General features: G+C 64.1%; 18 protein-coding genes. 4 read left to right on the top strand and 14 right to left on the bottom strand.

The genetic code is table 11. The features are described 5' to 3' along the window. Positions 1 to 111: 111 nt before the first annotated feature. Together OKA05_RS08550 and OKA05_RS08545 are read left to right on the top strand one after the other, a co-directional pair. On the top strand, positions 112 to 615 hold the full coding sequence (locus tag OKA05_RS08550) for an Xre family toxin-antitoxin system antitoxin (protein WP_264486711.1): 504 nt from the start codon (positions 112 to 114) through the stop codon (positions 613 to 615). 5 nt (positions 616 to 620) lie between these two features. After that, positions 621 to 1,070, top strand: coding sequence for an RES family NAD+ phosphorylase (locus OKA05_RS08545; protein WP_264486710.1), 450 nt, complete (start codon positions 621 to 623; stop codon positions 1,068 to 1,070). A gap of 9 nt (positions 1,071 to 1,079) precedes the next feature. Here OKA05_RS08545 and OKA05_RS08540 read toward each other — a convergent pair whose 3' ends face one another. The 14 genes from OKA05_RS08540 to OKA05_RS08475 form a co-directional block, all read right to left on the bottom strand. Further along, complete coding sequence (locus OKA05_RS08540) at positions 1,080 to 2,003, bottom strand: hypothetical protein (RefSeq protein WP_264486709.1); 924 nt, start codon at positions 2,001 to 2,003, stop codon at positions 1,080 to 1,082. Beyond that, positions 2,000 to 4,318: a hypothetical protein gene (locus tag OKA05_RS08535; RefSeq protein WP_264486708.1), complete on the bottom strand. Its 2,319-nt coding sequence runs from the start codon at positions 4,316 to 4,318 to the stop codon at positions 2,000 to 2,002. The genes OKA05_RS08540 and OKA05_RS08535 overlap by 4 nt, the downstream gene beginning before the upstream one ends. Beyond that, a complete protein-coding gene (locus tag OKA05_RS08530) occupies positions 4,315 to 8,238 on the bottom strand; it encodes a hypothetical protein (RefSeq protein WP_264486707.1) in 3,924 nt (1,307 codons plus the stop codon). Before OKA05_RS08530 ends, OKA05_RS08535 begins: the two co-directional genes overlap by 4 nt. Continuing rightward, on the bottom strand, positions 8,235 to 10,115 hold the full coding sequence (locus tag OKA05_RS08525; RefSeq protein ID WP_264486706.1) for a vWA domain-containing protein: 1,881 nt from the start codon (positions 10,113 to 10,115) through the stop codon (positions 8,235 to 8,237). The genes OKA05_RS08530 and OKA05_RS08525 overlap by 4 nt, the downstream gene beginning before the upstream one ends. A 9-nt stretch (positions 10,116 to 10,124) precedes the next feature. Continuing rightward, a complete protein-coding gene (locus OKA05_RS08520; RefSeq protein WP_264486705.1) occupies positions 10,125 to 11,063 on the bottom strand; it encodes a DUF58 domain-containing protein in 939 nt (312 codons plus the stop codon). After that, positions 11,063 to 12,070 (bottom strand): AAA family ATPase, encoded by a 1,008-nt coding sequence (locus tag OKA05_RS08515; RefSeq protein ID WP_264486704.1) that lies wholly within the window; start codon positions 12,068 to 12,070, stop codon positions 11,063 to 11,065. Before OKA05_RS08515 ends, OKA05_RS08520 begins: the two co-directional genes overlap by 1 nt. Positions 12,071 to 12,079: 9 nt before the next feature. Further along, positions 12,080 to 12,889, bottom strand: coding sequence for a DUF4159 domain-containing protein (locus OKA05_RS08510; protein ID WP_264486703.1), 810 nt, complete (start codon positions 12,887 to 12,889; stop codon positions 12,080 to 12,082). Next, complete coding sequence (locus OKA05_RS08505; protein ID WP_264486702.1) at positions 12,886 to 15,420, bottom strand: tetratricopeptide repeat protein; 2,535 nt, start codon at positions 15,418 to 15,420, stop codon at positions 12,886 to 12,888. The genes OKA05_RS08510 and OKA05_RS08505 overlap by 4 nt, the downstream gene beginning before the upstream one ends. Positions 15,421 to 15,789: 369 nt before the next feature. Continuing rightward, entirely contained in the window at positions 15,790 to 16,590 is an 801-nt protein-coding gene (locus tag OKA05_RS08500; protein WP_264486701.1) for a hypothetical protein, read from the bottom strand. A 186-nt stretch (positions 16,591 to 16,776) separates the two neighbouring features. Beyond that, positions 16,777 to 17,898 carry a redox-regulated ATPase YchF gene (gene ychF, locus OKA05_RS08495; RefSeq protein WP_264486700.1) on the bottom strand — a complete coding sequence of 374 codons (1,122 nt, stop codon included), beginning with the start codon at positions 17,896 to 17,898 and terminating at the stop codon, positions 16,777 to 16,779. A gap of 124 nt (positions 17,899 to 18,022) precedes the next feature. After that, on the bottom strand, positions 18,023 to 18,640 hold the full coding sequence (locus OKA05_RS08490; protein ID WP_264486699.1) for a PEP-CTERM sorting domain-containing protein: 618 nt from the start codon (positions 18,638 to 18,640) through the stop codon (positions 18,023 to 18,025). Between the two features lie 74 nt (positions 18,641 to 18,714). After that, on the bottom strand, positions 18,715 to 19,077 hold the full coding sequence (locus OKA05_RS08485) for a hypothetical protein (protein ID WP_264486698.1): 363 nt from the start codon (positions 19,075 to 19,077) through the stop codon (positions 18,715 to 18,717). Positions 19,078 to 19,246: 169 nt separating this feature from the next. After that, the gene (locus tag OKA05_RS08480; RefSeq protein WP_264486697.1) at positions 19,247 to 19,885 is read right to left on the bottom strand and encodes a phosphodiester glycosidase family protein; all 639 of its coding nucleotides are present in this window, start codon (positions 19,883 to 19,885) and stop codon (positions 19,247 to 19,249) included. A gap of 280 nt (positions 19,886 to 20,165) precedes the next feature. After that, a complete protein-coding gene (locus OKA05_RS08475) occupies positions 20,166 to 21,086 on the bottom strand; it encodes an ArsR/SmtB family transcription factor (protein WP_343226957.1) in 921 nt (306 codons plus the stop codon). A 56-nt stretch (positions 21,087 to 21,142) separates the two neighbouring features. Between OKA05_RS08475 and metK the strand changes: the two genes are divergently transcribed. Together metK and ahcY are read left to right on the top strand one after the other, a co-directional pair. Beyond that, complete coding sequence (gene metK / locus OKA05_RS08470; RefSeq protein WP_264486695.1) at positions 21,143 to 22,312, top strand: methionine adenosyltransferase; 1,170 nt, start codon at positions 21,143 to 21,145, stop codon at positions 22,310 to 22,312. A gap of 103 nt (positions 22,313 to 22,415) precedes the next feature. Then, the gene (gene ahcY, locus OKA05_RS08465) at positions 22,416 to 23,834 is read left to right on the top strand and encodes an adenosylhomocysteinase (protein WP_264486694.1); all 1,419 of its coding nucleotides are present in this window, start codon (positions 22,416 to 22,418) and stop codon (positions 23,832 to 23,834) included. Positions 23,835 to 24,075: the final 241 nt, after the last annotated feature.

Genomic DNA, 24,075 nt, shown 5'->3' with positions numbered 1-24,075 from the left:
GGCTACGGGGCACACGCCGCGGCGCAAGGGGAATGGGACGGCACCGAAAGGGAAATGCGGGAGGGGGGTAAATGCTTGTGATGGGGCAAATGAAGGAATAGGGTACTTCATATGAGACGGAAGGTCAGCTATCGTGATGCGCTGAAAAAGGGCAAGGGGGCGCCAGCACCGCCGCCCCCGCCGGAGCAAATCGCCTACGCGGAGGAGATAGATGAGCGCTCCAAGGGCTCCGTGCTCCGCGAACCGGAAGCCGCCTACATGATCGACAAGGTGCGGGACGGGCTGCCCATGACCGAGTTCCACACGCTGCGCGAAATGCTCGGGCTCACCGAGGAACGGCTGGCCGGACTGCTCGGGATGTCGCGGGCCACGCTGCACCGGCGCAAGACGGGTGGCACGCTGGATCGCGCGGCCTCGGACCGGCTGGTGCGCTATGCGCGGCTGCTGAACCGGGCGGAGGCGGTTTTCGATAGTGCGGACTCGGCGCGGAGGTGGCTGTCTGCCCCGGCGATTGCTTTCCACGGGGAGAGCCCGCTGGATTTTGCGGACACCGAGGTCGGGGCCCGGGAAGTGGAGGCGCTACTTGGACGCATTGAACACGGCGTGTTTTCTTAACTGAGATGGCGCTCTGGTTCCGGATCGTGCAGGAGCGTTGGGCGGCCACGGCGATGGACGGCGAAGGCGCGCGTCTTTACGGGGGGCGGTGGAATCCACCCGGTATCGCGGCGATCTATCTGGCGGAGTCGCGGGCCTTGGCGGCACTGGAGATCCTCGTGCATGCCCCAAGGGAGGCGCTTGCCTTGGAGTGGCGGGTCATTCCGGTGGACGTGCCGGACGAGTGGGTCGAGCCGGCACGTGCCTTGCCGGATGGCTGGCGTGACCAACCTTCGTCCGTGACGGCGAGGCGCTATGGGGCCGCGTGGCTGGCCAAGGAGCGTGCGGTCGGGCTTGTGCTGCCAAGCGTGGTTGTTCCGCGGGAGAGGAATCTGTTGTTCAATCCTCGTCATCCGCAGGCTACGAAGCTGAAGGTGAGCAAGGCGGAGCGCTTTGTCTTCGATCCGCGGTTGTGAGCCGGTGGGCTACTTGCCGTAGAGCTTGGCCATCCGGCGCATCAGCGGTTCCAACTCGGCGTAGTAGTCATCTTCCGCCACGTCCTTCTTCCGCTGGCGCAGCGCTTCGATCTCGGATTCCAGCTTGGTTCGTTCTTCGCGGGCCTCGGGCGTGAGCGGGTCGGCGCTGTCGCCGAGGAAATAAATCTCGCGGGACAGGGCTCCATCGGGCGCGGCTCCATCGGCGCGCAGACCCTTGAACTTGTCGGTGCCGGTGCCGCGGCCATCGCCATTGTCATCGATCACGGCGTGCTCGGCGACGACGCGCTGGGCATCGTCGTAGAAGGCCTTGGCCGCGGCGGAGGCGTGGAGGATGGCTTCTAACAGGGAGAGCGAGCCATCGAGATCGAGGTCGGCATCCGCGGAGCCGAGGGAGTTCGCGAGCTTTTCGCCGAGGCGGGAGTAGTTCTTTTCGCCGCCGCGGCTGGCGCTGACGACCACTCGGTTCTTGCCGGAGAGCGGGGCGACGAAGGGGCCACTGGCGGAGAAGAGATTCAGGACGATGAGCCGCTGCTGGAAGGGTTTGAGAAGCTCGGCGACTGCCGTGGCTTCGATGTCCGGGCCGCGCAGGTTGAACTTCGCGGCGCGGCCGTCGAAGGTGCCGTGGCCGATCCACACGAGCCACAGGTCACCGTCGTTTTTCGGCATGTCGGCGATGGCTTTCTCAAGGCCGGGCCGGTCGCCGTCGGAGGGCTCGTCACCGAGGCCGATGGTATCGGCATCCATCTTCGCCTTCGCCGCGAGATCCTGCCAGACCTTGGCCTGCCGCTGGAATTCTTCCTGATAGAGTGCATTGCCAGGCTCGCCGATCACGATGAGCAGGGCGCGTTTCTCCTCCGCCCGCAGCAGCGGGGCCGTGGCGATCAGCAGGTACAGCAGCAACAAGGTCTTCATGGGAGTTTCTTCCAGCGGCGCAGCGACCACTCGCCGATGAAGCAGGCGAGCGCGGCTGCGAGCCACCATGGCGAATGCCACAGCGGCTCGGAGCGGGTCTCGGTGATTGGCACCGGCAGGTCGGCGAGCGATCTAACAAATTCATCCAAGCCGCCCGTCGAAAGCACGCGTCCGCCGGTGGTAGTGGCGAGGCGATTCATCGCTTCCATATCCGGCTTGAGGGCGAGGTATTCGTCCTGCAGGGCATTCACCACCCAGCCGGTGCGGGCGGTCTGGGCGGGCTTGGTCGCGGTGGCGCGGGTGGTGGCTTCGGCAAGGTAGGGGCCGGGCGCGGTGTCGGTGTGAAGCACTTCGAGGAGGCCGGTCGTCTCGGCATTCGGTCGTGGGGAAAGACTGGTCCAGGTGTCGTCAGGCCGACGCACGCGCAGCGAGACGCCGCCGGACTCCACCGGCAGGAAGTCCTCGCCTAACAGACGGGTCGTGACGAGCTGGCCATTGGCCGCGGCTTCCACTTTCACGGCGAGCGGGCGGGGCACATCGGACAGCAGCCAGCGGGTCAGCTGCCGCCATGTCTTGTCCATGTCGGCATGCGAGGCGGGATCGCGAAGGCCCCAGCGCCAGAGATCGGTGGCGGCGATCATCGCGGTATGCCCGCGCCCATAGCGGCGCACGACCAGCGCGGCACTGCTCGCATCGGCGGAGTCGAACTTGCCGACCTCCATCGCGCCGGGACGGATCGCGGGCAGGCGGTGGATGTTCTGGAACTCCGGCATGTCGCGCAGGCGGCGCTCTTCCTCGGCCTCGGTCTTCCGCAGGCGCGCCCATGGCTCTAACAGACCCTCGCGGGTCAGCCCGAAGCGCCCGGAAATCGGCTCTTCGCCGGGCGTCGCGGGATCGAGGTAAACCGGCAGCATCTCGCCGATCGCGGTGTCGTGGTAGCCGCCGGCATCGAGCGACTCCATGCCGCCGAGCATGAGCACGCTGCCGCCGCGCTCGGAGACATAGCGCTGGAGCAGGCGCTGCTGGTCGCGGGTGAAGAACTCCGCTTCGACGTCATCGAGGATCACCGCATCGAAGGGAAACAAACCGCCGGTCGTCTTCGGGAAGCCGCCGTCGAGCTCGTCGCCTTCCTTCGTGTTGAGGCGGATGAAGACGACCTCGTCGAAACGCTCGGCTTCTTCCTGATCCTCGAAGCCACGATAGAGCGGATTGCTGGTCTCGCCCTCACGGCTCTTCATCTGGAACTTCGGCTCGCGCCGCGCGATGCGGATGAGGCTGGTCAGGCTGACATCCGGGTCTTCCTCTAGCGCGCGCTGCAGAAACTTGTGCTCGAAATTCGGACGGCCGCCGAGATAGAGCACGCGATACGGGCCGCTGTCGCGGTTGGCGGCGACCATGCGGCGGTTATTCTCAAGCGTGGCTTCCTGGAGTGGATCAACGGGCTTCACCTCGACCTCGAGGAATGCGGTGCCGGTGGCCTCCGGGCGAACCTGGAAGCGTGGATTCCATGTGCCCTGGTCTTCGGCGAAATCGTGGCGCATTTCTTCCAGCACCTCGCCGCCATGTTCCTTCACGGTGGCGATCACGGTCTTGCCCGCGAGGCCGAGCGCGGAGATCGAGGCATCGACGATGACCGGTGCGTCTTCGAACAAGGTGGCGCGGGCGGTGGCGCTGGCGACGGACAGATCTAACAGCGGCTTATCCGGTGCGATGACGAGCGGGAAGACCGGCGGCAGGCCTGCATGCATCCCCTCGAGTGCGGCGGTATCGGTGGGGCTGCCATCGGTGACGACGAGGATGCCGGCGAGCGGCCGGCCCTGATATCGGTCGCGCACTTCGCCAAGCGAGCGTGCGAGGGCCGAGGCATTGCCCCCGAAGTCCAGCGGTGCACGGTGGTGAAGGCGTTGGTCGAAGGAGAAGCGGTCGAGGATAAAATCCTTGCCGAGCTTTTCCTGCCAGCCTTCCGGCTCGGGCTCTAACAGGGCCTTCACCCGGTCGGCGCGGGACTTGCCATCATCCTGATCCTGCAACGTCATGCTGCGGCTGTTGTCTAACAGAACCGCCCAATGGTTGGTGCCGGGACGATTGTGGGTGCGGACGATCTCCGGGCGCAGCAGGAAGAACAGCAGCAGCGCGAAGCCGAGCCACTTCAGGCTGCCGGCCAGCCAGCGAATGCGCACGGGAATCCACGGCTTGCCGCGATAGCTGATGAACAACGCGGCGGCGATGACGGCGAGCGCGATGATGCCGGGCAAGATCCACCCGCTCTCGGGCCAGACGATCCTGGTGTCTGCGATGATGGGGATGCCGGTCATTTCCCCAGTTCTTCAAAATAGCGGCGGACGAGGTCGTCGTAGCGCTCCGGCACGGGATCGCGGCCGACCGGAGCAAGCGGGTCCTTGCGATCGAGTTCGCGCAAGCGGGCATCAATCTTGCGGGCTGCCTCGGCGAGCGGGCGGACGACTTCCTTGTCGAGCTTGTCCTGTCCGGGCTCGACCGAGTGGCGGGTGAAATCGCGCCTCATCTCGCGGCTCGCCTGGCGGGCTCGGGCGACGGCTGCCTGAGCCTCGGGATCCTCGACCAGCGTTTCTAGATCGGCGAGGCGCTCGCTCCACTCCTGGAATTCTTCGCCGGTGATCGGGGAATTGCGGGAACCGCCGCGGCCATTGCCGCCGCCGGAGGTGTTAGAGCCGCGGCCCGGGCGATTGCCTTGGGCTTGTCGCGGATCGTCGGGCTGGTTTCCTTGCCCCGGTTGGTTGCCCGCTTGTTCGCCGGGTTGTTCTCCGGCTTGTTCACCGGGCTGGCCTTGTCCGGGTCGTTGTCCGGGCTGGTTGCCCTGTCCCGGTTGGTTGCCGGCTTGTTCACCAGGCTGGTTTCCTTGTCCCGGTTGGTTACCAGTCTGTTCGCCGGGCTGACCTTCGCCCGGTTGCTGTCCGGGTTGGTTACCTTGACCCGGTTGGTTGCCAGCTTGCTCGCCGGGCTGACCTTCACCGGGTTGTTGTCCGGGCTGATTGCCTTGTCCCGGTTGGTTGCCTGCTCGCTCACCGGGCTGGCCTTCACCGGGTTGTTGTCCGGGCTGATTGCCTTGTCCCGGTTGGTTGCCTTCTTGCTCGCCGGGCTGGCCTTCGCCGGGTTGTTGTCCGGGCTGATTGCCTTGTCCCGGTTGGTTGCCTGCTTGCTCACCGGGCTGGCCTTCACCGGGTGGTTGTCCGGGCTGGTTTCCTTGGCCCGGTTGGTTACCTGCTTGTTCACTGGGCTGGTCTTCACCGGGTTGTTGCCCGGGTTGTTGCCCGGGTTGGTTTTCTTGTCCCGGTTGGGTGCCCGCTTGTTCACCGGGTTGACCTTCGCCCGCGGCTTGTTCGGCAAGCTGCTGAAGCTGATCACGCGCATAGCGGAGTGCCTGCGCCTCGTCGCCAAGGACGCGCTCGGCGGCTCCCTCGATCTCTCGTGTTAGATCGGCGATTCCTTCGGCCGCGCGTTCGGCGGCGGGGCTGTTGCCACCGGCTTGCTCCATCTGTTCAAGCGAGCGGGCGATCTGGTTTTGCTCGGCGCCGCGGAGCGCTTCGGAAAGATCCTTTGAAACCAACGGCTCGGCACGCTCGGCGGATTCCGCGGTCTCGCGGACGGAATCCATCAGCTTCTGTAGATCCTCGCGCTGCTGGGCGATCTCGGGCGTGGCGGCGTCCGACTCGCGCAAACGAGGCGCACGCGGCGCCTCCTCCTGAGTGCCGGACTCGGCGAGCTGTTGCTGCCGCTCTTCCAAGGCGCGGGCATCCTGCCGGAGATCCCGGAGTTCTTCAGCCAACTGCGCGGAGCTGTTCTCGCGGAAATCATCGTGGACTTCCTCCAAGGATTCCTGCGTCCGACGACCCGCGGCCAAGGCCTCGCCTAGCTTGTTCTCCGAAAGCTGCTCGTTCGCCTGTTGCGCGCGTTCGCGGGCTTCGTCGAGCATCTCGCTCCGCGGCTGTTGAGCCGCATCGCGGGCAGGGTCGTTGGTCTCCTCGCGAAGCTGGTCCACATCGGCTAACAGCTCGCGCTGTTGTTCGCGTAGCTGCTTGAGCTGGCGCTCGACCTCGGCGCGTTCCTCGGGCGTGTTCGCTTCGGCGAGCGCGTTTTGAAGCGCCTGGATTTCCTCGTTGAGATCGCGCTGGCGCTTCGCGAGTTCCTCGAGCTTGCGCAGCGTGTCCATCGCCTGCGCCGCTTCGCCCGCAGGCGTTTCGGGACGGGCCTGCCGCTCGGCCTGATAGGGTGTCTCCTTTTGCTCGATTTCGAGTTCATCCCGCGGCATCTCCTCGGAGGACGATGACGATTGCTGGCCGGCGTTCTGGCCGGTCATGATCATTGTCTCGGAACTCATGAGCTGATAGAGATGCCGCAGCGCGACTTGCTCGTGGCGGATGGCATCCTCCAGAGGAGCGGCGGAAGTTTTCTCCCGCGCTGTGGTGAGTTCGCCGAGCGCCTCCTTCATCGCGAGGCGCGCGTCGGTGAGATGCTGGCGGACGGAGGGATTGGTCTGCTCCGCCTCCATCGCGGTGGCGGTCTCGATGGCGATCTCCTGCGAACGCCGCAGGGTTTCAAGTTCATCCGACTCCGGCGGCGTGTCGCTGATCTCGGCGTGATCGCGACGAATGGCCCACGTCGCATTGAGGATCTGGGTCTGGGTCTTGATCAGGTCGGCGGCACCACCGCCTTGCGCGCCTTCCGCTCCGGCTGGTTGCTGCTGCTCCTGCTCGCCTCCCGGTGGCGCGGCTTGCTGGCGGTAGATCTCGTCGAAATCGCGGACGCGGACGATGTGGATGTCTCCATTCACGCGGCGCTTCTCGCCATGCGAGCCCATGTCCTCGGCCCATGCATTCCACATCAGGATGTCCTTGGGCTTTGCCCCCGCGGCTTCGAGGTCGATCAGTTGGGAAAGCGGCGGCAGCTTTTCGCCGGTAGCGAGAGGGGTCTCGATCTCGTGCCACTTCTCGCCATCGAGCGTGTAGCGCAGCCCTTGCGCGAGCAGCCCGGTATCATCGGTGATCTTTGCTTCGAGGCGGACCTCCTGGATGGGCGTCGCCTTGTCGTTCCGCTGGGGCAGCACCACCTTCACGATGGGTGCCTTGTTAGGCAGCACCTTGATGTCGAGCAGGTCCTTGCGTGAGTTCCGGCGGCCGGCGCTGTCGGTGAGGACGAGCTCGTAGCGCACGCTTTCCTTCGGTGTTAGATCGATGAGATAGCGCGCGGGATTGGCGGAGTCGGCGGTAAGTTTCAACGGCTCCTTGTCCTTCGCGGCCAGGGTGGCGGTGAGGCCGGGCAGATTTGCAGTGAAGGAGAGCGCGATGCCGGTGCGCTCGGGCACCCGGATGGAACGCGGGTCCTTGATCGTCTCCGGCGGCTTTTCAAGATGCGCGGGGAAGGTCAGCACCGCCTGCGAGCTCACCAGCGCGGGCAGGTCAAACACGCGGACCTTGAAGCTCTGGCTGCTTCCGCCGGTGGTCACGATGCGGTAGTCCATTGGGCCGGGAACGGCGGAGAGGCGGGCCTGGAATACCGGCTCGGTGAAGGGCCGGGTCATCGGGATGGTGCGGACCTGGCCGGCCTCATCGGTCGTTTCGAGCGAGGCCTCGGCGGGGATATTCGCGCCGAAGCGGGCTTGGACGGTGAGAGGACTGCCGCGCTCGATCTCGACATCGCCCGGTTCGACGGCGATCTCCAGTGGCGAGACGGTCGCGGCCGATTCCTCCGCGGGCGGGGTGCTGGCGACATGACTCCCGACGGGGATCAGGAGCGACACGAAGGTCAACGCAAGCAGCGCGACGCCGGCGAGATTCAGCGCGCGCAGTCCTGTTAGGCGCGGCTGCGGCACCAGCTCGAGCCATTGGTCGCGCTCCGCTGCGGCGAGCGACTCGACGATGAGGCGAAGCTGGAGGTAGTTGAGCGGACCGTTCTCGGGATTCTGGTCGAGCGCGGCGAGGAGCGCGGTTTTCAACTCCGGGTGCTTCGTCTCGACGAGCTTCGCGACGCGGCGGGGATCACCCATGCCGCTGCGGCTCCACCACCAGATGGCGGCGGACGCGACGCCTAACAGCGGCAGCAAGGTCTTGGCCAAAGTGGTCACCGGGACCCCGGAGCGCCACAGGAGAATACCGGCGAAAAGGCCCAGCCACCAGGTGACGGCGAGGCCGCCGTGGAGGCGTTGCTGCTGTCGTCGCCGTGCGATCTCGGCTAGGATGGCGTGCAGTCGACGGATCATGTGGTGGCGGGGTTGGCGCGGCTGCCGGCGATGGCAGCCCAGGCGGTTTCAGCGAGGAAGAAGAGCGCGGCGGCGGCAAGCAGCCACCAGCCGACGCGTTGGCGGCTTTCCTGTTCGGCACTTGAAAGGGTGGCGGTCACGGTCTTGTCCGCCGCGATCACCGGCTCATCGAGCGGCAGGCCGAGCGCGCGGAGATCGGCCTCGGGCAGCGGCGTGAGTTCGGATTCGGAAGGGTCGATCTGGATCGCGACGCGGCGGTCACCCGCGGCATGGATGCCGGGAGTTTCGATGCCATCGTGACCGACGAAATACACGCCGCGTCCCTGGCCCGCGTTCGCGATCAGCGAATGAAGCAGCGGCGCGAATTTCGTTGTGAGAGCGAGCTGGCTATCGGAGGGACGCCAGGTGGTGGTCAGGACATGGAGCGTTCCCTCGCCGAGTTGGTAGCTCAGCCATGCCGGATCGCCGCTGTCGTAGCGGGCGAGCACCTTGCCCGGCGAAACGAGGGCTTCTGGAAGCGCGCGGTATTTCCAAATGCGAATGCCGCTGAAGTCCGAGTAGCGCGGATCGGCGAAGGGCGCGAAAACCGGGGACTTGAAATCGATCTCACCAAAGCGCGCATGATCCTTTATCACGGCCTCGGTGGCCTTGGCATCGGGCACGTTGAAAAGCTCCGAGAGCACTTTCGAGGATTCGGCATCGCGCAGGGTGAGCAGCGCGGTGCCACCGGCTTCGATCACCTTGCGCAAGACGGTGATGTCTCCCGGCTTGCCGTCGGTGATTGTTAGAGCGGGGGAATCGGCAGGCGGCGCAGTGACGATCTCGACCGTGTAGTCCGCGGTCGGCTGCATGGCGCGGTGGAGGAAGTAGGTGGTCTCCGTGGTGTCGGTGACCTCGCTTGGATTCGGGTGCCAGATCTTCACGACAGGCATTGTCGCCGTGGTCCACGCGGCTTCGTTGTCGAAGGCGAAGTCATCGCCGGTGAGGGTGACCTTGCCCTCGGCGGGTACTCCCTCGGGCGCATCGAAGATCGCGCTCTCGCCCGCCGGGACGGAGATGGTGGTCTTCGCCGTGCTGCCGCTCCATTCGAGCGTGAAGTCCGCCTTCGACGAGCCTTCGGCATTGCTGACGCGGGCGCGGCGGACTTGCTTTTCCGGGGGCAACATCTGCACGCCGGCATTGGTCCAGGCATCCGGCGGGGCGAGGGGATGAAGGATGAATCGCAGGGCATCCGGCCAAGATTCGCCGCGCAGGCGATCCAGCGTGGAGCCCTTTTGAAGATCGCCGAAGACGTGGACCTGGAGCGGTGCCTCGCTGGCGGCTGCGGCGACGGCGGACAGCAGCGCGGAGTCGAGGCGGGTCGCCTGCCAGCCGGCCTTCACTTCGCCGAGCAGGGAGAGCGCCGTGGACTTGCGCTCGCCGGGCACGAGGCCGCGGGCGCGCTCGGGATCTAACAAAATGTGGAGCTGGTGGGAAAAGGTGGCGAGCGCGATGGCGTCGTCTTCCGGCAGTTCCTTGATGGCCTCGCGGGCGGCGGTGACGGCCTTCTCCAAGGGCTCGCCGCGCATGCTCGCGCTGGTGTCGATGAGGATGAAGTGCGTCGTCGATCCGCCGGGCACGGCAGGGGTGTCTTCCTTCGCCGGGAAGAAGGGCCGCGCAAAGGCGAGGATCATGAGCGCGATCGCGAGGCAGCGCAGGATGAGCAAAAGAATGTCCTGCAAGCGCGAGCGGCGCTTGGTGATCGGGGGCTGGTCCTCGAAGAACATCAGCGAGGAAAACGCGACCGTTTCCTTCGGCCGGTTCTTTCGCAAATGCAGCAGGACCGGCAGCGCGAGGGCTGCCAGTCCGGCGAGGAACAATGGTGCGAGGAAGGCCACGATGCGATTTCAGGTGCTGCGACTGCGCGAGATGCGTTGGCCGAGCGACTGGCGGTCGGAGAGGAAGGAGTGGAGGGCGGTTTCCAGCGGCTGGTCGGTCGGCAGTTGGTGGTGCAGGATGCCGAGCGTATCGCAGAGCGACTTGAGACCCTGCTGGTGGGCTTCGAATTTCTTCAGGTATCCGGCGCGCAGGCGCTCGGGATCGGCAGGCAGGACGCGGCCGGATTCCATGTCCTCGAAGTTCACCGCGGAGTCGAAGGTGAAATGGATCTCCGCCGGATCGAGCGTCTGCATCAGGCTGATGTCGTGCCCGCACGCGGCGAGCGCGGACAGCGGGGCCTTCAGTTCTGTTAGAGGGGTGAGGAAATCGGAAATCACGAACACCAGCCCGCGCATCCGGCCGCGCGACAAGATCGCATCGACCGGGGAATGCAGCGCGGCACCCAGGCCGAGCGCGGGGCGGTCGAGCGCGGCGAGAATGGCGTGGAGGTGTCCGGTACGATGGCGCGGTGGCAGGTAATCGCGCGCCACTTCATCGAAGGTAAGCAGCCCGATTTCATCGCCCTGCTGGTGCAGGAACATCGCCAGAGTCGCGGCGAGCGTGCGGGCGTATTCGAGCTTGGTGTAGGTCTTCGAGCCGTAGCCCATTGACTTGCTCAGATCTAACAGAATGTGACAGCGCAGGTTCGTCTCCTCGCGGAATTTCCGGATGAAGCACTTGTCCCGCCGCGCGAGCACCTTCCAGTCGAGGTAGCGGATGTCATCGCCCGGCACATACTGCCGGTACTCCGCGAACTCCGCGGAGAAGCCGTGGCGAGGGCTGCGGTGGAGGCCCTTCCAGAACCCCTCCACCACCGTGCGTGCGCGCAACTCAAGGCTGCGGACACGCATCAACGCCACCGGATCGGCGAAGTTGGAAGGGCGGGGGGGTGAGGGGTTGGGGTTCATCAGGGAAGTGGCACATGCTTCAGCAGCCGGTCCACGATGCCCTCCGGCGTCACACCTTCGGCCTCGGCGCGGAAATTTGGCAGGATGCGGTGGCGCAGGACGGGGTGGGCGAGGGCTCGGATGTCGTCCGGCGTGACGTGCGAGCGGCCGGCGAGCAGGGCGCGCGCCTTGCCGCCGATGACCAGGCATTGCGCGGCGCGGAGGCCGGCACCCCAGTTCACCCATTCACTGATGAAGTCCGGCGAGCCCGGGCGGTGCGGCCGCGAGGCACCCACTAGGCGCACGGCGTAGCGGGCGGTCTCCTCGGCGATCGGCACTTTTCTAACAATTTCGTGGAAGGCCATCAGGTCCTCGCCGGTGAAGAGCGCCTGGATCGGCTCCGGCCGCTTCGAGGTGGTGCTGGTGACCACCGCCACCTCGTCATCCTCGCTTAGGTAGTCGATGCGGATGTCGAACATGAAGCGGTCGAGCTGCGCCTCAGGCAGCGGATAGGTGCCTTCCATTTCCACCGGGTTCTTGGTGGCCAGCACGAAGAAGGGCTCTTCCAAAGGGTAGCGGACGCCGGCCGCGGTGACCTGGTGCTCTTGCATCGCTTCTAACAACGCGGATTGGGTCTTCGGCGGCGTGCGGTTGATCTCGTCCGCGAGGATGAGGTTGGCGAACAGCGGCCCCTTCACGAATTCCAAGCGGCGTCCGCCATCCGGCGACTCGCCGAGGATCTCGGTGCCGGTGATGTCCGCGGGCATCAGGTCCGGCGTGAATTGGATGCGGTTGAAGGACAGGTGAAACAACCGCGCGGTCGATTGAATGAGCAGCGTCTTCGCCAAGCCGGGCGCGCCGGTGATCAGCGCATGTCCGCCGGAAAGCAGCGCGATGAGCAGCAGCTCGATGACGTCTTCCTGCCCGCGGATGACCTTCGCGAGTTCCTTGCGGATGCGGTCCCGTCCTTCCGCGATGCGGCGGACCAACTGTTCTTCCGTAGCTTGTGAATCGATGGCGGTGATCATGGAGTAAAGTCAGTGGGTCATCGAATAGACAACGATGTTGATGCCCATCGGGTAGGCCAGCTTCTCGCTGAATTCGGTGAAGTAGAAGGGGTCCTCACCCTCGCGTTCCCAGCCATCGCCGAGGTCGGTATTCTGGCAAATGATGACCATCAGGCGGCCCTTTGCGTCGGAGATGCCGTGGTAGTGCGCGCCCTCCGCGCCCTTTTCCCAAAAGACCCCGGTGCTGCGACCGCGGAGCGCTACCTCGATCGCCGGGACCTGCGGCTTCACCTTCAGTGGGAAGACCGTGCTGAAGATCGGGTGATCGAGCTCAAGCTCCTTGATCGGCAGGTCAGGGAAGACCTTCATCATCTGCTGGCGGGTATTCTCCCACTCGTATTCGCCCCAGAAGTCATCGATCATGAGGAAGCCGCCATTGAGCAAGTGCTCGCGCAGCACCTTGGCCTCCTCTTCCGTTAGCTCCAGCGAGCCGGTCTCGATGCTGTAGAGGAAGGGATACTTCTTCAGCTCCGGATCCAGGATCGGCAGGACGATCGGATCCGGATGCACGCGGATCGCCGTCATCTGTTGGAGGCGGAAGGAGAAATTCAGGTCGCTGTCCGGATAGTCGGTCGCCCACTGCGGATGATACTCCGGGCGCAGGCGGACGAAGCGGAAGGTATCGTCCGGGAAGCGCGGGTCATTCTGCCAGCGCTCCACGCCATTGCGGTCGCCGAGGCCCGCTTCGCCGCGGCGGTTGCGACCTCGCCAGCCCTGGCCGGAAGAATCCGCGACGAAGGCGAAGAGCAACATGCTGGCGATGGCGAGTGCGGGCTTCATTGAGTCGGGGCAGGGGGGAAAGTGTTGAGAAGCTCGAGGGCAGCCTGGAAGCGCGGGTTCTCCTCCAGCGCTTTCAAGAGCTGCCGACGCGATTCCTTCGGGTCGGATTTCTGCAACAGCGTTGCGAGATCGTAATGAAGCCGCCCGGCATCGCGCGGCCCTAGCGCCAGCAGCGACTCCAGCGCCCCCCGGGTCCGCCGCGAGTCGCCGGACTCCTTCGCCGCAGCGGCCAGCGTGCGGTAGGCTTTTTCCTGGAAGGGATTGGTCTGGAGCATTTGATCGCCGTGGGCGGCTCGTTCCGCGGCAGAAAGCGTGCCGACGAGCTCAAGCAAACGCGCCGCGGCATCGGAGACATTCGAGTCGATGGACAGGAGCTTCACCAAGGCGGCGCGTTCGCCCGCTTCGTCATCGAGTCCGCGGCAGGCGAGCGCGAGCGACCAGTAGGGATTGAAGGCCTCGCGATTGGCGGGTTCGGCGGCGATGACTTTTTCCAATAGCTCCTTGGATGCCTTCCACTCGCGCTCCTCGGTGAGCGCGGAGACGCGCATCATGATGGCGGCGTAGCGCTTCGGATTCGCGGTGACCCATGCGGCGGGGTCATCGCGATAGGCGACGTATTCCTCATCGCTGAGCGGCGACCAATCGAGATCCGGGCCATAGGCGGAGGCGATCTTCTTCGCGTAGTCGAGAAAGGCCTTTTCCAGCTCCTCGATCGGCTTGGTGTGCTTGGCGATGGCCTCGCTCACCGGCTTGCCGGTGGAGAGATCGGTTAGGATCGATCGCATCGCCCCGATACCATGTTCGCGGACGAGGAACTCCACGACGAGCGAGGCGTGGTAGTAGCCGAGCATGATGTCCTCGCCGGCGAAGGACTCGTCGAGCCGGGTGATCGGTGGGACCTCGCCCTTGAGAAAGCGCTCGCGGTAGGTCGAGTTCATGCCCTGGCCCCAGCCGGCGTGGACCTCTCGTTCCTCGAAGACACTGATGCCTTCCGAAAGCCAACGGGGGATGCGGTGGCGGCTGGCATCGAGCGTAATCGTGTGGGCCATCTCATGCCACAGGACGGCTTCCCAATTTGCGCGGCCCAGGCGACCGCGCGGGCTGGTCATAGTGATGAGCGGGCCGAAGCAAACGCCGAGGAAGGATTCGCCGCCGGGCAGGCCGAAGGTGCGGATCGCGAAATCCTCCTGGCGCGGCAGCATCTCCACCATCACCGGCTCGGAAAGCGTGATGCCATACTTGTCCGCGAGCGTCGTTTTCGCGCGGGCCGCGAGGTCGAGCGCACGGGTGCCTAAGACCGCCATGTCCTCGGGCGACATGCGGAGCCGCACGCCATCCTTCTCCCGCACTGGATAGTCGCGGAGCTTGTCGCGCAGGGTCATCAGGTTGAAGGCTGCGACATTGTAAGGATCCAACTCGTGTGCTTGGGCGACATTCTCCCAGCCTTCTTCAAGCTTGCCGAAGCGCAGTTGATTCGAGCCGAGCTCGAAGAGGATCGAGGGCGACAGGGAATCTAACTGTCGCGCCTCTTCTAGATGCTTGATGCCTTCCTCGAAGCGATATTGCCCCGCGAGGGTCACGCCGATGATCTCGGGGACGTGTGGATTCTCTTTGTAGAACTTCCGGGCGTGCTCGATGGCATCCTCCGCGGTCTTTTCATCATCCTGCACCAGCGCGATCGCGGCCAGGCCGGCCCATGCCTCGGGGTGATCCGGGTTGATGGCGAGCACTTGTTGGAAGGTGTCCTGCGCTTCCTTGAAGGCCTTGCGGCCGGTGAGTGCGGTCGCCTTGTGAAGGAGAGCGGCGGTGTGCTTCGGGTTCGCCTTCAGCGCGAGGTCTAGATAGCGCTCGATGCCGGGCTCGCGATTGGCGGCGGGGAGTTCGAGGCCGGATTGTTCGAGGCCGAAATTGAAGTCGGGATCGTTGGGGAAGCGCTTGAGGCCCTCGCGGAAATACTCGGCGGCGAGCTGTCGGTCGTGGTTCGCCAATGCGAGCCGGCCGAGCGCGAGGTAAGGCGCCCGGCCCTCGGGATCGGCTTTCTTCGCCGGCTCTAACAGACGCTCCAACACCATCTTCGCATCCACGCGATGCTCCAGCAGCAGCTCGGCGAAAGCGACGGTGGCGCGCGAGTTATCCTTGGTGGGGCGGTCCGGTTGGAAGCGGGCGGAGCGCTCCATCATTTCGGCCGCTTCGTCCTCGGCACCGGTGGCACGCAAGGCTCTCGCGGCTTCCAAGGCGAGCTCGGGATCGAAGGTGGCCCGTCTACCGAGATCATTTGCGCGCTCGGCGGCTTCCTCATACTTGCCCGTCTCCAGCAGCGTGCGGATTTCGAGCGCGGCAAACTCGGGATACTTCTCGTCCGCCGTGGTCGCATTCCGGGCGGCGGCGAGGCTGGCGGGGTAGTCGCCTTTGAGGAAGGCACTTCGCCCGGCCTCGATGGAGGTGGGCTCCTGACCCAGGGCCGCGGAATGCATCGCCGCCGTCGCAATCGCGACTCCCAAGCAGCAGTGAAAGCCTCTTTCCCACGTCATAAGCTGGAGCGTAGCACTCGCTGTGCAGCGGGCACGGAAAAGCCGGAACAATGTGAAAATTCCGCCCCGCACGGGATGAGGATCATCCGGAACGGGAGGGCGGGATGCGGCCGGTATTCCGGGAAAGTGGTGTTGGCTTGCATGGGGCGTGTCGCGGAAGCCCATACCTTCGTGAAAGCAGGGCGATTCGCGCGATCGTGTAGCTGGAGCGTCTCGCTCCAGTCGGTTGGCGGGGCTCCCTGCCCTGGCACTTGCACTGCGGGATGAGCGAGGGCGAGACGCCCCCGCAACGGACTGGGGCGAGACGCCCCAGCTACGTTGAAGAGGGGCACCCGCGCCGCATCACCGGTTTTGAGGCCGGTTCATCGGTCATTCCGCAAGCAAGCCTGCCGCAGCTTCCGGGATGTCAAAGGTGGTCGAGTCAACCCCGGTGAAGGAGACCTTGGTGGTGCGATTCACATCGCGGTCCTCGCCATTGAAATTCATGCGCCCGGTCAGCGTCATCTCATAGCCGGTCAGCACGCCATCGGTGACCGTGAAGGTGACGGAACCGCTGGCCCCGGTGACTTCCGGCGGCGTGCCTCCGCCGCCACCCCCACCGCCGCCCCCACCACCGCCGCGACGTCCCATTCCACGGAAGGACATCAGCTCTTTTGCGGCAGCTTCATCGAGTGATCCGCGGAAGCTGCCGTTCTCGAGCTTCACGTCCTTGGCCTTGGCGGCGAGATCCTTCGCATCGGTGATCGGTTCGCGGAGGTTTTGCACCATCCGAGCGACCCAGCGGCCGGCGCCTTGTTCCTCGCCATCGGGATTGGGGACGATCCATGCGCCATCGCGCTGCATCGCGGCCTTGCCCTTGCGGGAAAGCACTTGGAACTCCTGGTCGCGGCCCGGCATCGTGACGAGCAGGTAGCCGCCGCTGCCTTTTTTGCCGGAGGTCGTGCGGTCGCCGAAATTGCCACCGAAGGAGGTCGTTTGGCTCCACGCGTAACTGGTGGCCGCTGCCAACTTCTCCGCGGCAGCGGTCAGGTCCGCCGCGGGATTCACGGCGGGCGGCTGCTCCGGCGTCGCGGGTGGCTCGGCCGGCGTTACCGGAGTAGTTTCCTGAGCCGTGACGGTGGCGAGCAGGACCAGAGAGAAGGGGATGAATCGCAAGGATTTTGGTTTCATGGCTGGTTTGAAGATCCAACGGGATGAAACCTTCGCACCCGGAAAGAAGTTGCAGGGCGTTTTGTCATCGCGGCGGTAGCCGCGGTGGTGACACCGCGGAGTGCTCCCTGAAGGCGGAGTGCTCCGGCGCTTCCGCATTGTTACCAATGCGCCTACGATCCTGAGGCCTGCCTACGATCCGTGAGCCTACTTGCTCACGTTGAAGCGGAACTCGATCACGTCGCCATCCTTCACGACGTATTCCTTGCCTTCGATCCGCAGCTTGCCGGCTTCCTTGGCGCCGTGCTTGGTGCCGGCGGCGACGAGGTCGTCGTAGTGGACCACCTCGGCGGCGATGAAGCCGCGCTCGAAGTCGGTATGGATGACGCCGGCGGCGGCGGGGGCCTTGTCGCCTTCGTGGATGGTCCAGGCGCGGGTTTCCTGCACGCCGGTGGTGAGGTAGGTGCGCAGGCCGAGCAGGTGATAGACGGCGCGGATGAGAGAGGACACGCCGGAGTCGGAGATGCCCATGTCGGCGAGTAGCTCGGTGGCTTCCTCAGGGGTGAGATCCACGAGTTCCTCCTCGATCTTCGCGGAGATGACGACCGCCTCGGCACCGTGCGCTTCGGCGGCGAACTTGCGGACCTTGGCAACCATCGGGTGGGAGTCGGGGTCGGCCTGGGCGGCGGCGAGTTCGTCCTCGGCGACGTTGCAGGCGAAGATGGTGCGCTTGTCGGAGAGCAGGAAGAAATCCTTCATCACCTCGCGCTCGGCATCGCTGAGCTGGAGGGTGAGCGCGGGCTTCTCGTCGTTCAGGTGCGGCAGCAGCTTGTCGATGAGCTCGACCTCGACCTTGGATTCCTTGTCGCCGCTCTTGGCCTTTTTCTCGCGGGAGACGCGGCGCTTCTCCATGGCGGCGATGTCGGCGAGGATCAGCTCGGCATTGATGATCTCGATGTCGCGGATCGGATCGACGGTGCCGAGCTCGTGGATGATATCGTCATTCTCGAAGCAGCGGACTACCTGCACGATGGCATCGGTCTCGCGGATGTTGGCGAGGAACTGGTTGCCGAGGCCGGCGCCTTCTGAGGCACCTTTGACGAGGCCGGCGATATCGACGAACTCGATCGCGGTGGGCACCAGCTTCTGCGAGCCGGAGATCTTCGAAAGCACGGCGAGCCGGGAATCGGGCACGACCACCATGCCGACATTCGGATCGATCGTGCAGAAGGGATAGTTCGCAGCCTCCGCCTTGCGGGAGCGGGTGACGGCGTTGAAGAGGGTGGATTTTCCGACGTTCGGGAGTCCGACGATTCCGGCTTTGAGCATGGCGGGGCGAGGGGTAGGGCATGCCCGGCGGCTTGCCAACGTCCGAATGAAGGCGCGCCGGTGAAAATGAAAAAGCCCGGCGGAGGAATCGGCCGGGCTTTTTCCAAGGAGGTTGCGAGGAGGGTTACTTGCGGCGGCGAAGCAATGCCAGAAGGCCGAAGGAACCCAGCAGCGCCGTGGCGGGCTCGGGAACCACGGTGAAATTGAACGAATAGTTGGCGGTGCCGTTGTTGATGGTGTGGGTGCCCGAACCGCCGGTGAAAGTGAATGGCGCGGTGTAAAACACCTGCAGCGTGTGATTCCCATTGCTGAGACCAGTGAGCAAATTGACGTTGGCTCCTTCTCCGTACCAACGCTGGTCGCTCCCATTCAGGTTTTCATTGAACGAGAGGTTGAATGTCTGGAACGAACCGCCGTCGATGCGGTAGTGGATCGTGGCACCCGTGATGTCGTCGGTGCCGTTTTTGAAGGTCAGCATTTCGCCTCCGCGCAGCACCAAGGTATCACCGACAGTGGGGTTGAAGGTGCCGACCGACGACGGGATGCCATCCAGATCCAAAGTCGGGGGAGTGACATTGATCGGGGCGTGACGGCTGTCATTCAGTAACGTCGTCGCGTAGAGCGTCTTGGTTCCGTTGACGCCGAGCACGGTGCCAGTTCCGAAAATGCCGGACGCTGCGGAAGCAACGGAGAGCGTGCCGAGCACGATGAGTGCTATGCAGGGGAGGGTTTTGGGTTTCATGGACACTTTCTGAATGTGGCCGTCCCTCCTTGGGTTTAGAAAAACGACCGAAAATTTCGCGGAGTCCGCGAAAATCACTCCACCGGAGGAGGCGGAAGCAATTCACCATCCATGCTGCCGGCATCGGAAGGCAGCGCTGGCTCTTGGAAATCGACGGGACCGCTGAACATGCCCCAGAACCGGTTGCGGCGGGTCTTTTCAAATGCCAGAGCCTGTTGCTCGCCGGTCTTCAATTCCTTGAGGTCCTTCTCACGCACTTCGACGACCGGGATGCGGGCCGGCATGAGCTTCGCAAAGGAGTCCTTGGTCGCATCGCCGGCCTTGGCGAGACCGCCGGAAACCTTCGAAAAACCGCCGACCGTGGCGGTCTTCAAGTGACTGACTTGAGCGCAGGACGCAAACGACAGGGCGGCAATGGCGCAAAAGAGGGGTTTCATAGGCTTCGGGGGATGGCGACCTTGGCTAGCGGCAGACGACTAGCACTCCCCCGCCGGACTGTCCAAGGGCAATCCTGACACACGGAAATGTGCCTGATTTCAACGGATCGCGACGATGATCTCGCGGTCTGGTGAAATTTCATATATGCGAACCAATTTTCCAATCCGCTCAGTTGCGGGGCACGAGCACGAGGAAATTCCGCACCGGCTTGTTCCAGAACGGGCGTTGGGAAATGGGTCCGCCAGGGACTGAGGATGACACCCAAAGATCGGACGAGCGGCCGCCGTCGAGATTGAGGACCGTGCGGGCTTTCACCCCTCCCAATTCCGCCGCGGCCAGCGCCTGTCCGAGACCAGCCAGCGAACAAGCACCCGTCCGGGCGATGAACCAGCCCTGCCCGCCATCCCAGCCGACGATCGTGCGGGCGGTCGAGCTGTCTTGGCTGAGGCCGGAGATCAGGCGGCCGTTTTCAACGAGGAAGGGGCCGCTTTGCAGGACCTCCGAAGCGCCGTTCCCCTGCTCCCGCCGCTGCAGGGCGGGGGAGTTGCCGCCGACGAACATCCCCGCGCCGAGCGAGGAGGCGCGGTTGATCGAGCCAACACGCTTCCCGCCAGTTACGACCAGTCCGAGCGGCTTGCCCTCCGGTGTGAAGAAGCCGGCATTCACCGCGGCGATCCCGCCGAGTTCCCGTCCCGCCGCGGCGGCGTCCGCCCAACGCGATCCGGGACCACCGTCCTGATCGGCGATGGTGAGGCGATGCGTGCGGCTGTCGAAGGCGACGGCGATGAATTGAATACCGGCAACCATTGTTTGAAGCGCAACCGGTGCGAAGGATGGTCGGCTTGTGGATGGTGTTAGTAGATTGTGAGTAACTCCCGGAGAGGATGCCTCAATCGAACGTTTGCGATCTGGCTCTAATTCGTTTCCATCAAGTGCTTCAAGCGACTGATTCGGGTCAGCTGTCGGTAACTCGGCTGTTACTGGGGAGTCAGCCGGTTGCCAGCTTTTACACGACAGCGTAGTGAGCGAGACGGAGAGGACGAAGAGTCGAAACACGCGCCGAACCAACACCCGTTTCAGCCGATCGTCACGCGGGCTTTTTCGCCACGGCAAGCAGCGTTTGAAAATGAGGGGGCTCCGGCTCGCGGTCGACCACGGCGGTCTCGATGTCCGCGAAGCCCGCCTTCTCCAGCATGGCCGCCAGCTCGCCCTCGCTGAAGCCGAGCCACACGTCAGCATACAGCTCGCGTGCTTGTTCAAACGTATGTTGGAGTAGATCCAGGACCACCAGCCGGCCGCCGGGCTTCACGATCCGGAATGCCTGCTGGAGCGCCTTCTCCGGCGTGCCGGCGTGGTGGAGGGCTTGGCTGAGAAAGGCGAGATCCACCGAGGCATCGTCCAGCGGTGGGTCCTCGATGTCGCCGAGCCGGTATTCCAAATTCGGGAGTTCGTGGCGTCGGGCCAGCTCGCTGCCGAACTCGACCATCTTCGGCGACAAGTCCACTGCGATCACTCGCTCGGCCTGGCGCGCGAGCATCTGGGCGAGCGTGCCCTCGCCTGCGCCGAGGTCGGCGACCACGCCCTGGTTGGTCACTTTCAGGAGCGCCTCCGCCAGTCCCTTCCAAGAGCGGCCGGGCACGTAGTCCTTCCCGAATCGCCCGGCCAGCTCGTCGAAATAGGCCCGGGTCTTGTCCCGGCGCTTGCGCTGCAGGTGGCGGAGGGCTGACAGGTCCTTTTCGACCTCCGGCAGCTCCTTGGCCGCCTCTTTCGCAAGCTTCAGCAGGTCCGGCCCCATTTCGGAGCGGTAGAAATTGTGCTTCCCGCTGCGCTCGTCGGTCACCAAGCCGCCTCCTTTGAGCTGTGAGAGCTGCGTCGAAATCCGGCTCTGGCCCATTCCGAGCAGCTCCTGCAAGTCTGCCACGCTCAGCGCTTCCGCGTCCAAAAGCAGCAGGATCCGCAGCCGCGTGGGGTCGGTGAGCAGCTTCAGGGATTTCAGCATTGACGGCATGGACAGACGGATACATCAACCCATCGCGATTTGACGATACGAAATTTGACCCGCTCATGAGCACCTACATTTTCTCTTCCGAGTCCGTCGGCGAAGGCCATCCGGACAAAGTGGCTGACACCATCTCCGACGCCATCCTCGACGCCCTGCTCGCTCAGGACCCGAAGAGCCGCGTCGCCTGCGAAACCTTCGTGAAGTCGAACATCGTGGTCGTCGGTGGCGAGATCACCTCCAAGGCCAAGATCGACTACGAACTGGTCATCCGCGACGCCGTCCGCGGCATCGGCTACACCAATGGCGACGACATCTTCCATGCCGACACGCTGTTCATTAACAACTACCTCACCGGCCAGTCGCCCGACATCGCGCAGGGTGTGGATGCCAAGAAGGCGAAAGGCAAGAAGCACGCCGAGCAAGGCGCCGGTGACCAAGGCATCATGTTTGGCTATGCCTGCGACGAAACGCCGGAGCTGATGCCCGCCCCGGTCATGTATGCGCACCGCCTCGGCCGCGAGCTGACCCGCATCCGCAAGAGCGGCAAGGTCAAGTGGCTCCGCCCCGACGCCAAGTCGCAGGTCTCCGTCGAGTACGTGGATGGCAAGCCGACCCGCATCGTGAACGTCGTCATTTCCACCCAGCACGCTGCCGGTGTGGAGCACGCCACGATTGAGAAGTTCTGCATCGACCAGGTCATCAAAAAGGTCCTGCCGAAGAACATGCTCACCAAGGACACCGAGTATCTCATCAACCCGACCGGGAACTTCGTGATCGGTGGCCCTCAGGGCGACTCCGGCCTGACCGGCCGCAAGATCATCGTCGATACCTACGGTGGCATGGGCCGCCACGGTGGTGGTGCCTTCTCCGGCAAGGACCCGTCGAAGGTCGACCGCTCGGCTGCCTACATGGGCCGCTGGGTTGCCAAGAACGTCGTCGCCGCCGGCCTCGCGAAGAAGGTTGAGATCCAGTTCGCTTACGCGATCGGTCACCCTCTGCCCGTCAGTGTCCACGTCGATACTTTCGGCACCGGCATCGTTTCCGATGATAAGATCCTCGCCGCGGTGCTGAAGGTCTTCTCCTTCAAGCCCGCTGACATCGTGAAGCAGCTCAACCTGCTCCGTCCGATCTACAGCAAGTCCACCAACTACGGTCACTTCGGCAAGGACGATGCGGACCTCACCTGGGAGCGCACCGACAAGGTCGCCGCCCTTCAAAAAGCCATCAAGTAACTGAATGAACCGCGGATCACACGGATTTCGCGGATGAAGATATTGGATTCTTCATCCGTGCCATCCGCGACATCCGCGGTCAAAAATTCGAAAATACAATACCATGTCCACTACCTTCACTGACTATAAGGTCGCCGATATTTCGCTTGCGGAATTCGGCCGGAAAGAAATCGAAATCGCCGAGCATGAAATGCCCGGTCTGATGGCGACGCGTGCAAAGTACGGTCCTGAGAAGCCGCTGCAGGGCGTCCGCATCATGGGCTCGCTGCACATGACGATCCAGACGGCTGTCTTGATCGAAACTCTGGTCGCCCTTGGTGCCGAGGTCCGCTGGGTCTCTTGCAACATCTTCTCGACGCAAGACCACGCTGCTGCCGCAATTGCTGCTTCTGGTATCCCGGTGTTCGCTTGGAAGGGCGAGACGCTTGAGGAATATTGGTGGTGCACTTGGGAGGCGCTGGTCAACCCGGCCGGCCTCGGCCCGGAACTCATCGTCGATGACGGCGGTGACGCCACCCTGCTCATCCACAAGGGCTACGAACTGGAGAATGGCTCCGATTGGGTCAACACCCCGTCCGGCTCGCTTGAGGAAAAGGTCATCAAGGACCTCCTCAAGAAGATCCATGCCGAGCAGCCCGGCATCTTCGCGAAGATGGTGAAGGACTGGAAGGGTGTCTCCGAAGAGACCACCACCGGCGTCCACCGCCTCTATCAGATGGCGAAGGCCGGCACCCTGCTCGTGCCTGCGATCAACGTGAACGACTCCGTTACCAAGTCGAAGTTCGACAACCTCTACGGCTGCCGCGAGTCGCTGGTGGATGGCATCAAGCGCGCCACCGACGTGATGATCTCCGGCAAGGTCGGTGTCGTCTGCGGCTACGGCGATGTCGGTAAGGGTTGTGCCCAAGCGCTCCGCGGCCAAGGCGCCCAGGTCGTCGTCACCGAAGTCGACCCCATCTGCGCGCTGCAGGCCGCGATGGAAGGCTTCCGCGTGCTGACCGTCGAGGACACCCTTGGCTGGGGCGACATCTACGTCACCACCACCGGCAACTTCGACATCATCCGCCTCGAGCACATGGAGAAGATGAAGGATCAGGCGATCGTTTGTAACATCGGCCACTTCGACAACGAGATCCAGATCGACAAGCTCAACGCCGCTCCCGGCGTGACGCGCACGAACATCAAGCCACAGGTGGATAAGTACACCTTCCCGAGTGGCGACAGCATCTACATGCTCGCCGAAGGCCGCCTGGTGAACCTCGGCTGCGCCACCGGCCACCCGAGCTTCGTGATGTCCAACAGCTTCACCAACCAGACGCTCGCCCAGATCGACCTCTGGAAGAACAAGGACACCTACAAGCCCGGCGAAGTGAAGGTGCTCGACAAGAAGCTCGACGAGGAAGTGGCCCGCCTCCACCTCGCGAAGGTGGGTGCGAAGCTGACCAAGCTCACCCAGGAGCAGGCTGACTACATCACTGTGCCGGTGGAAGGTCCGTACAAGGCGGATCACTACCGCTATTGAGAAGCGCTGAAGTGCGGCCTCACGCCGCACTGAAGATTCAAGGAAGCCCCGCTGGTTCATCCGGCGGGGCTTTACTATTTTCCATGGTAGGGGCGGTGGTGACACCGCGGAGTAGTTCCCGAAAGCGGACTCCTCCGGTGCTTCCGCATTGTCACCAATGCGCTTACGATGCGGAGTAGTGCCTGCGTTTTTGCGATCCGTAGGGACGGTGTCACCAGACTGTTGCAAAACCTCGGATCGG

It is taken from the genome of Luteolibacter arcticus (assembly GCF_025950235.1).
GTDB classification, from domain to species: domain Bacteria; phylum Verrucomicrobiota; class Verrucomicrobiia; order Verrucomicrobiales; family Akkermansiaceae; genus Haloferula; species Haloferula arctica.
This window is presented reverse-complemented; position numbering and strand designations above follow the sequence as displayed.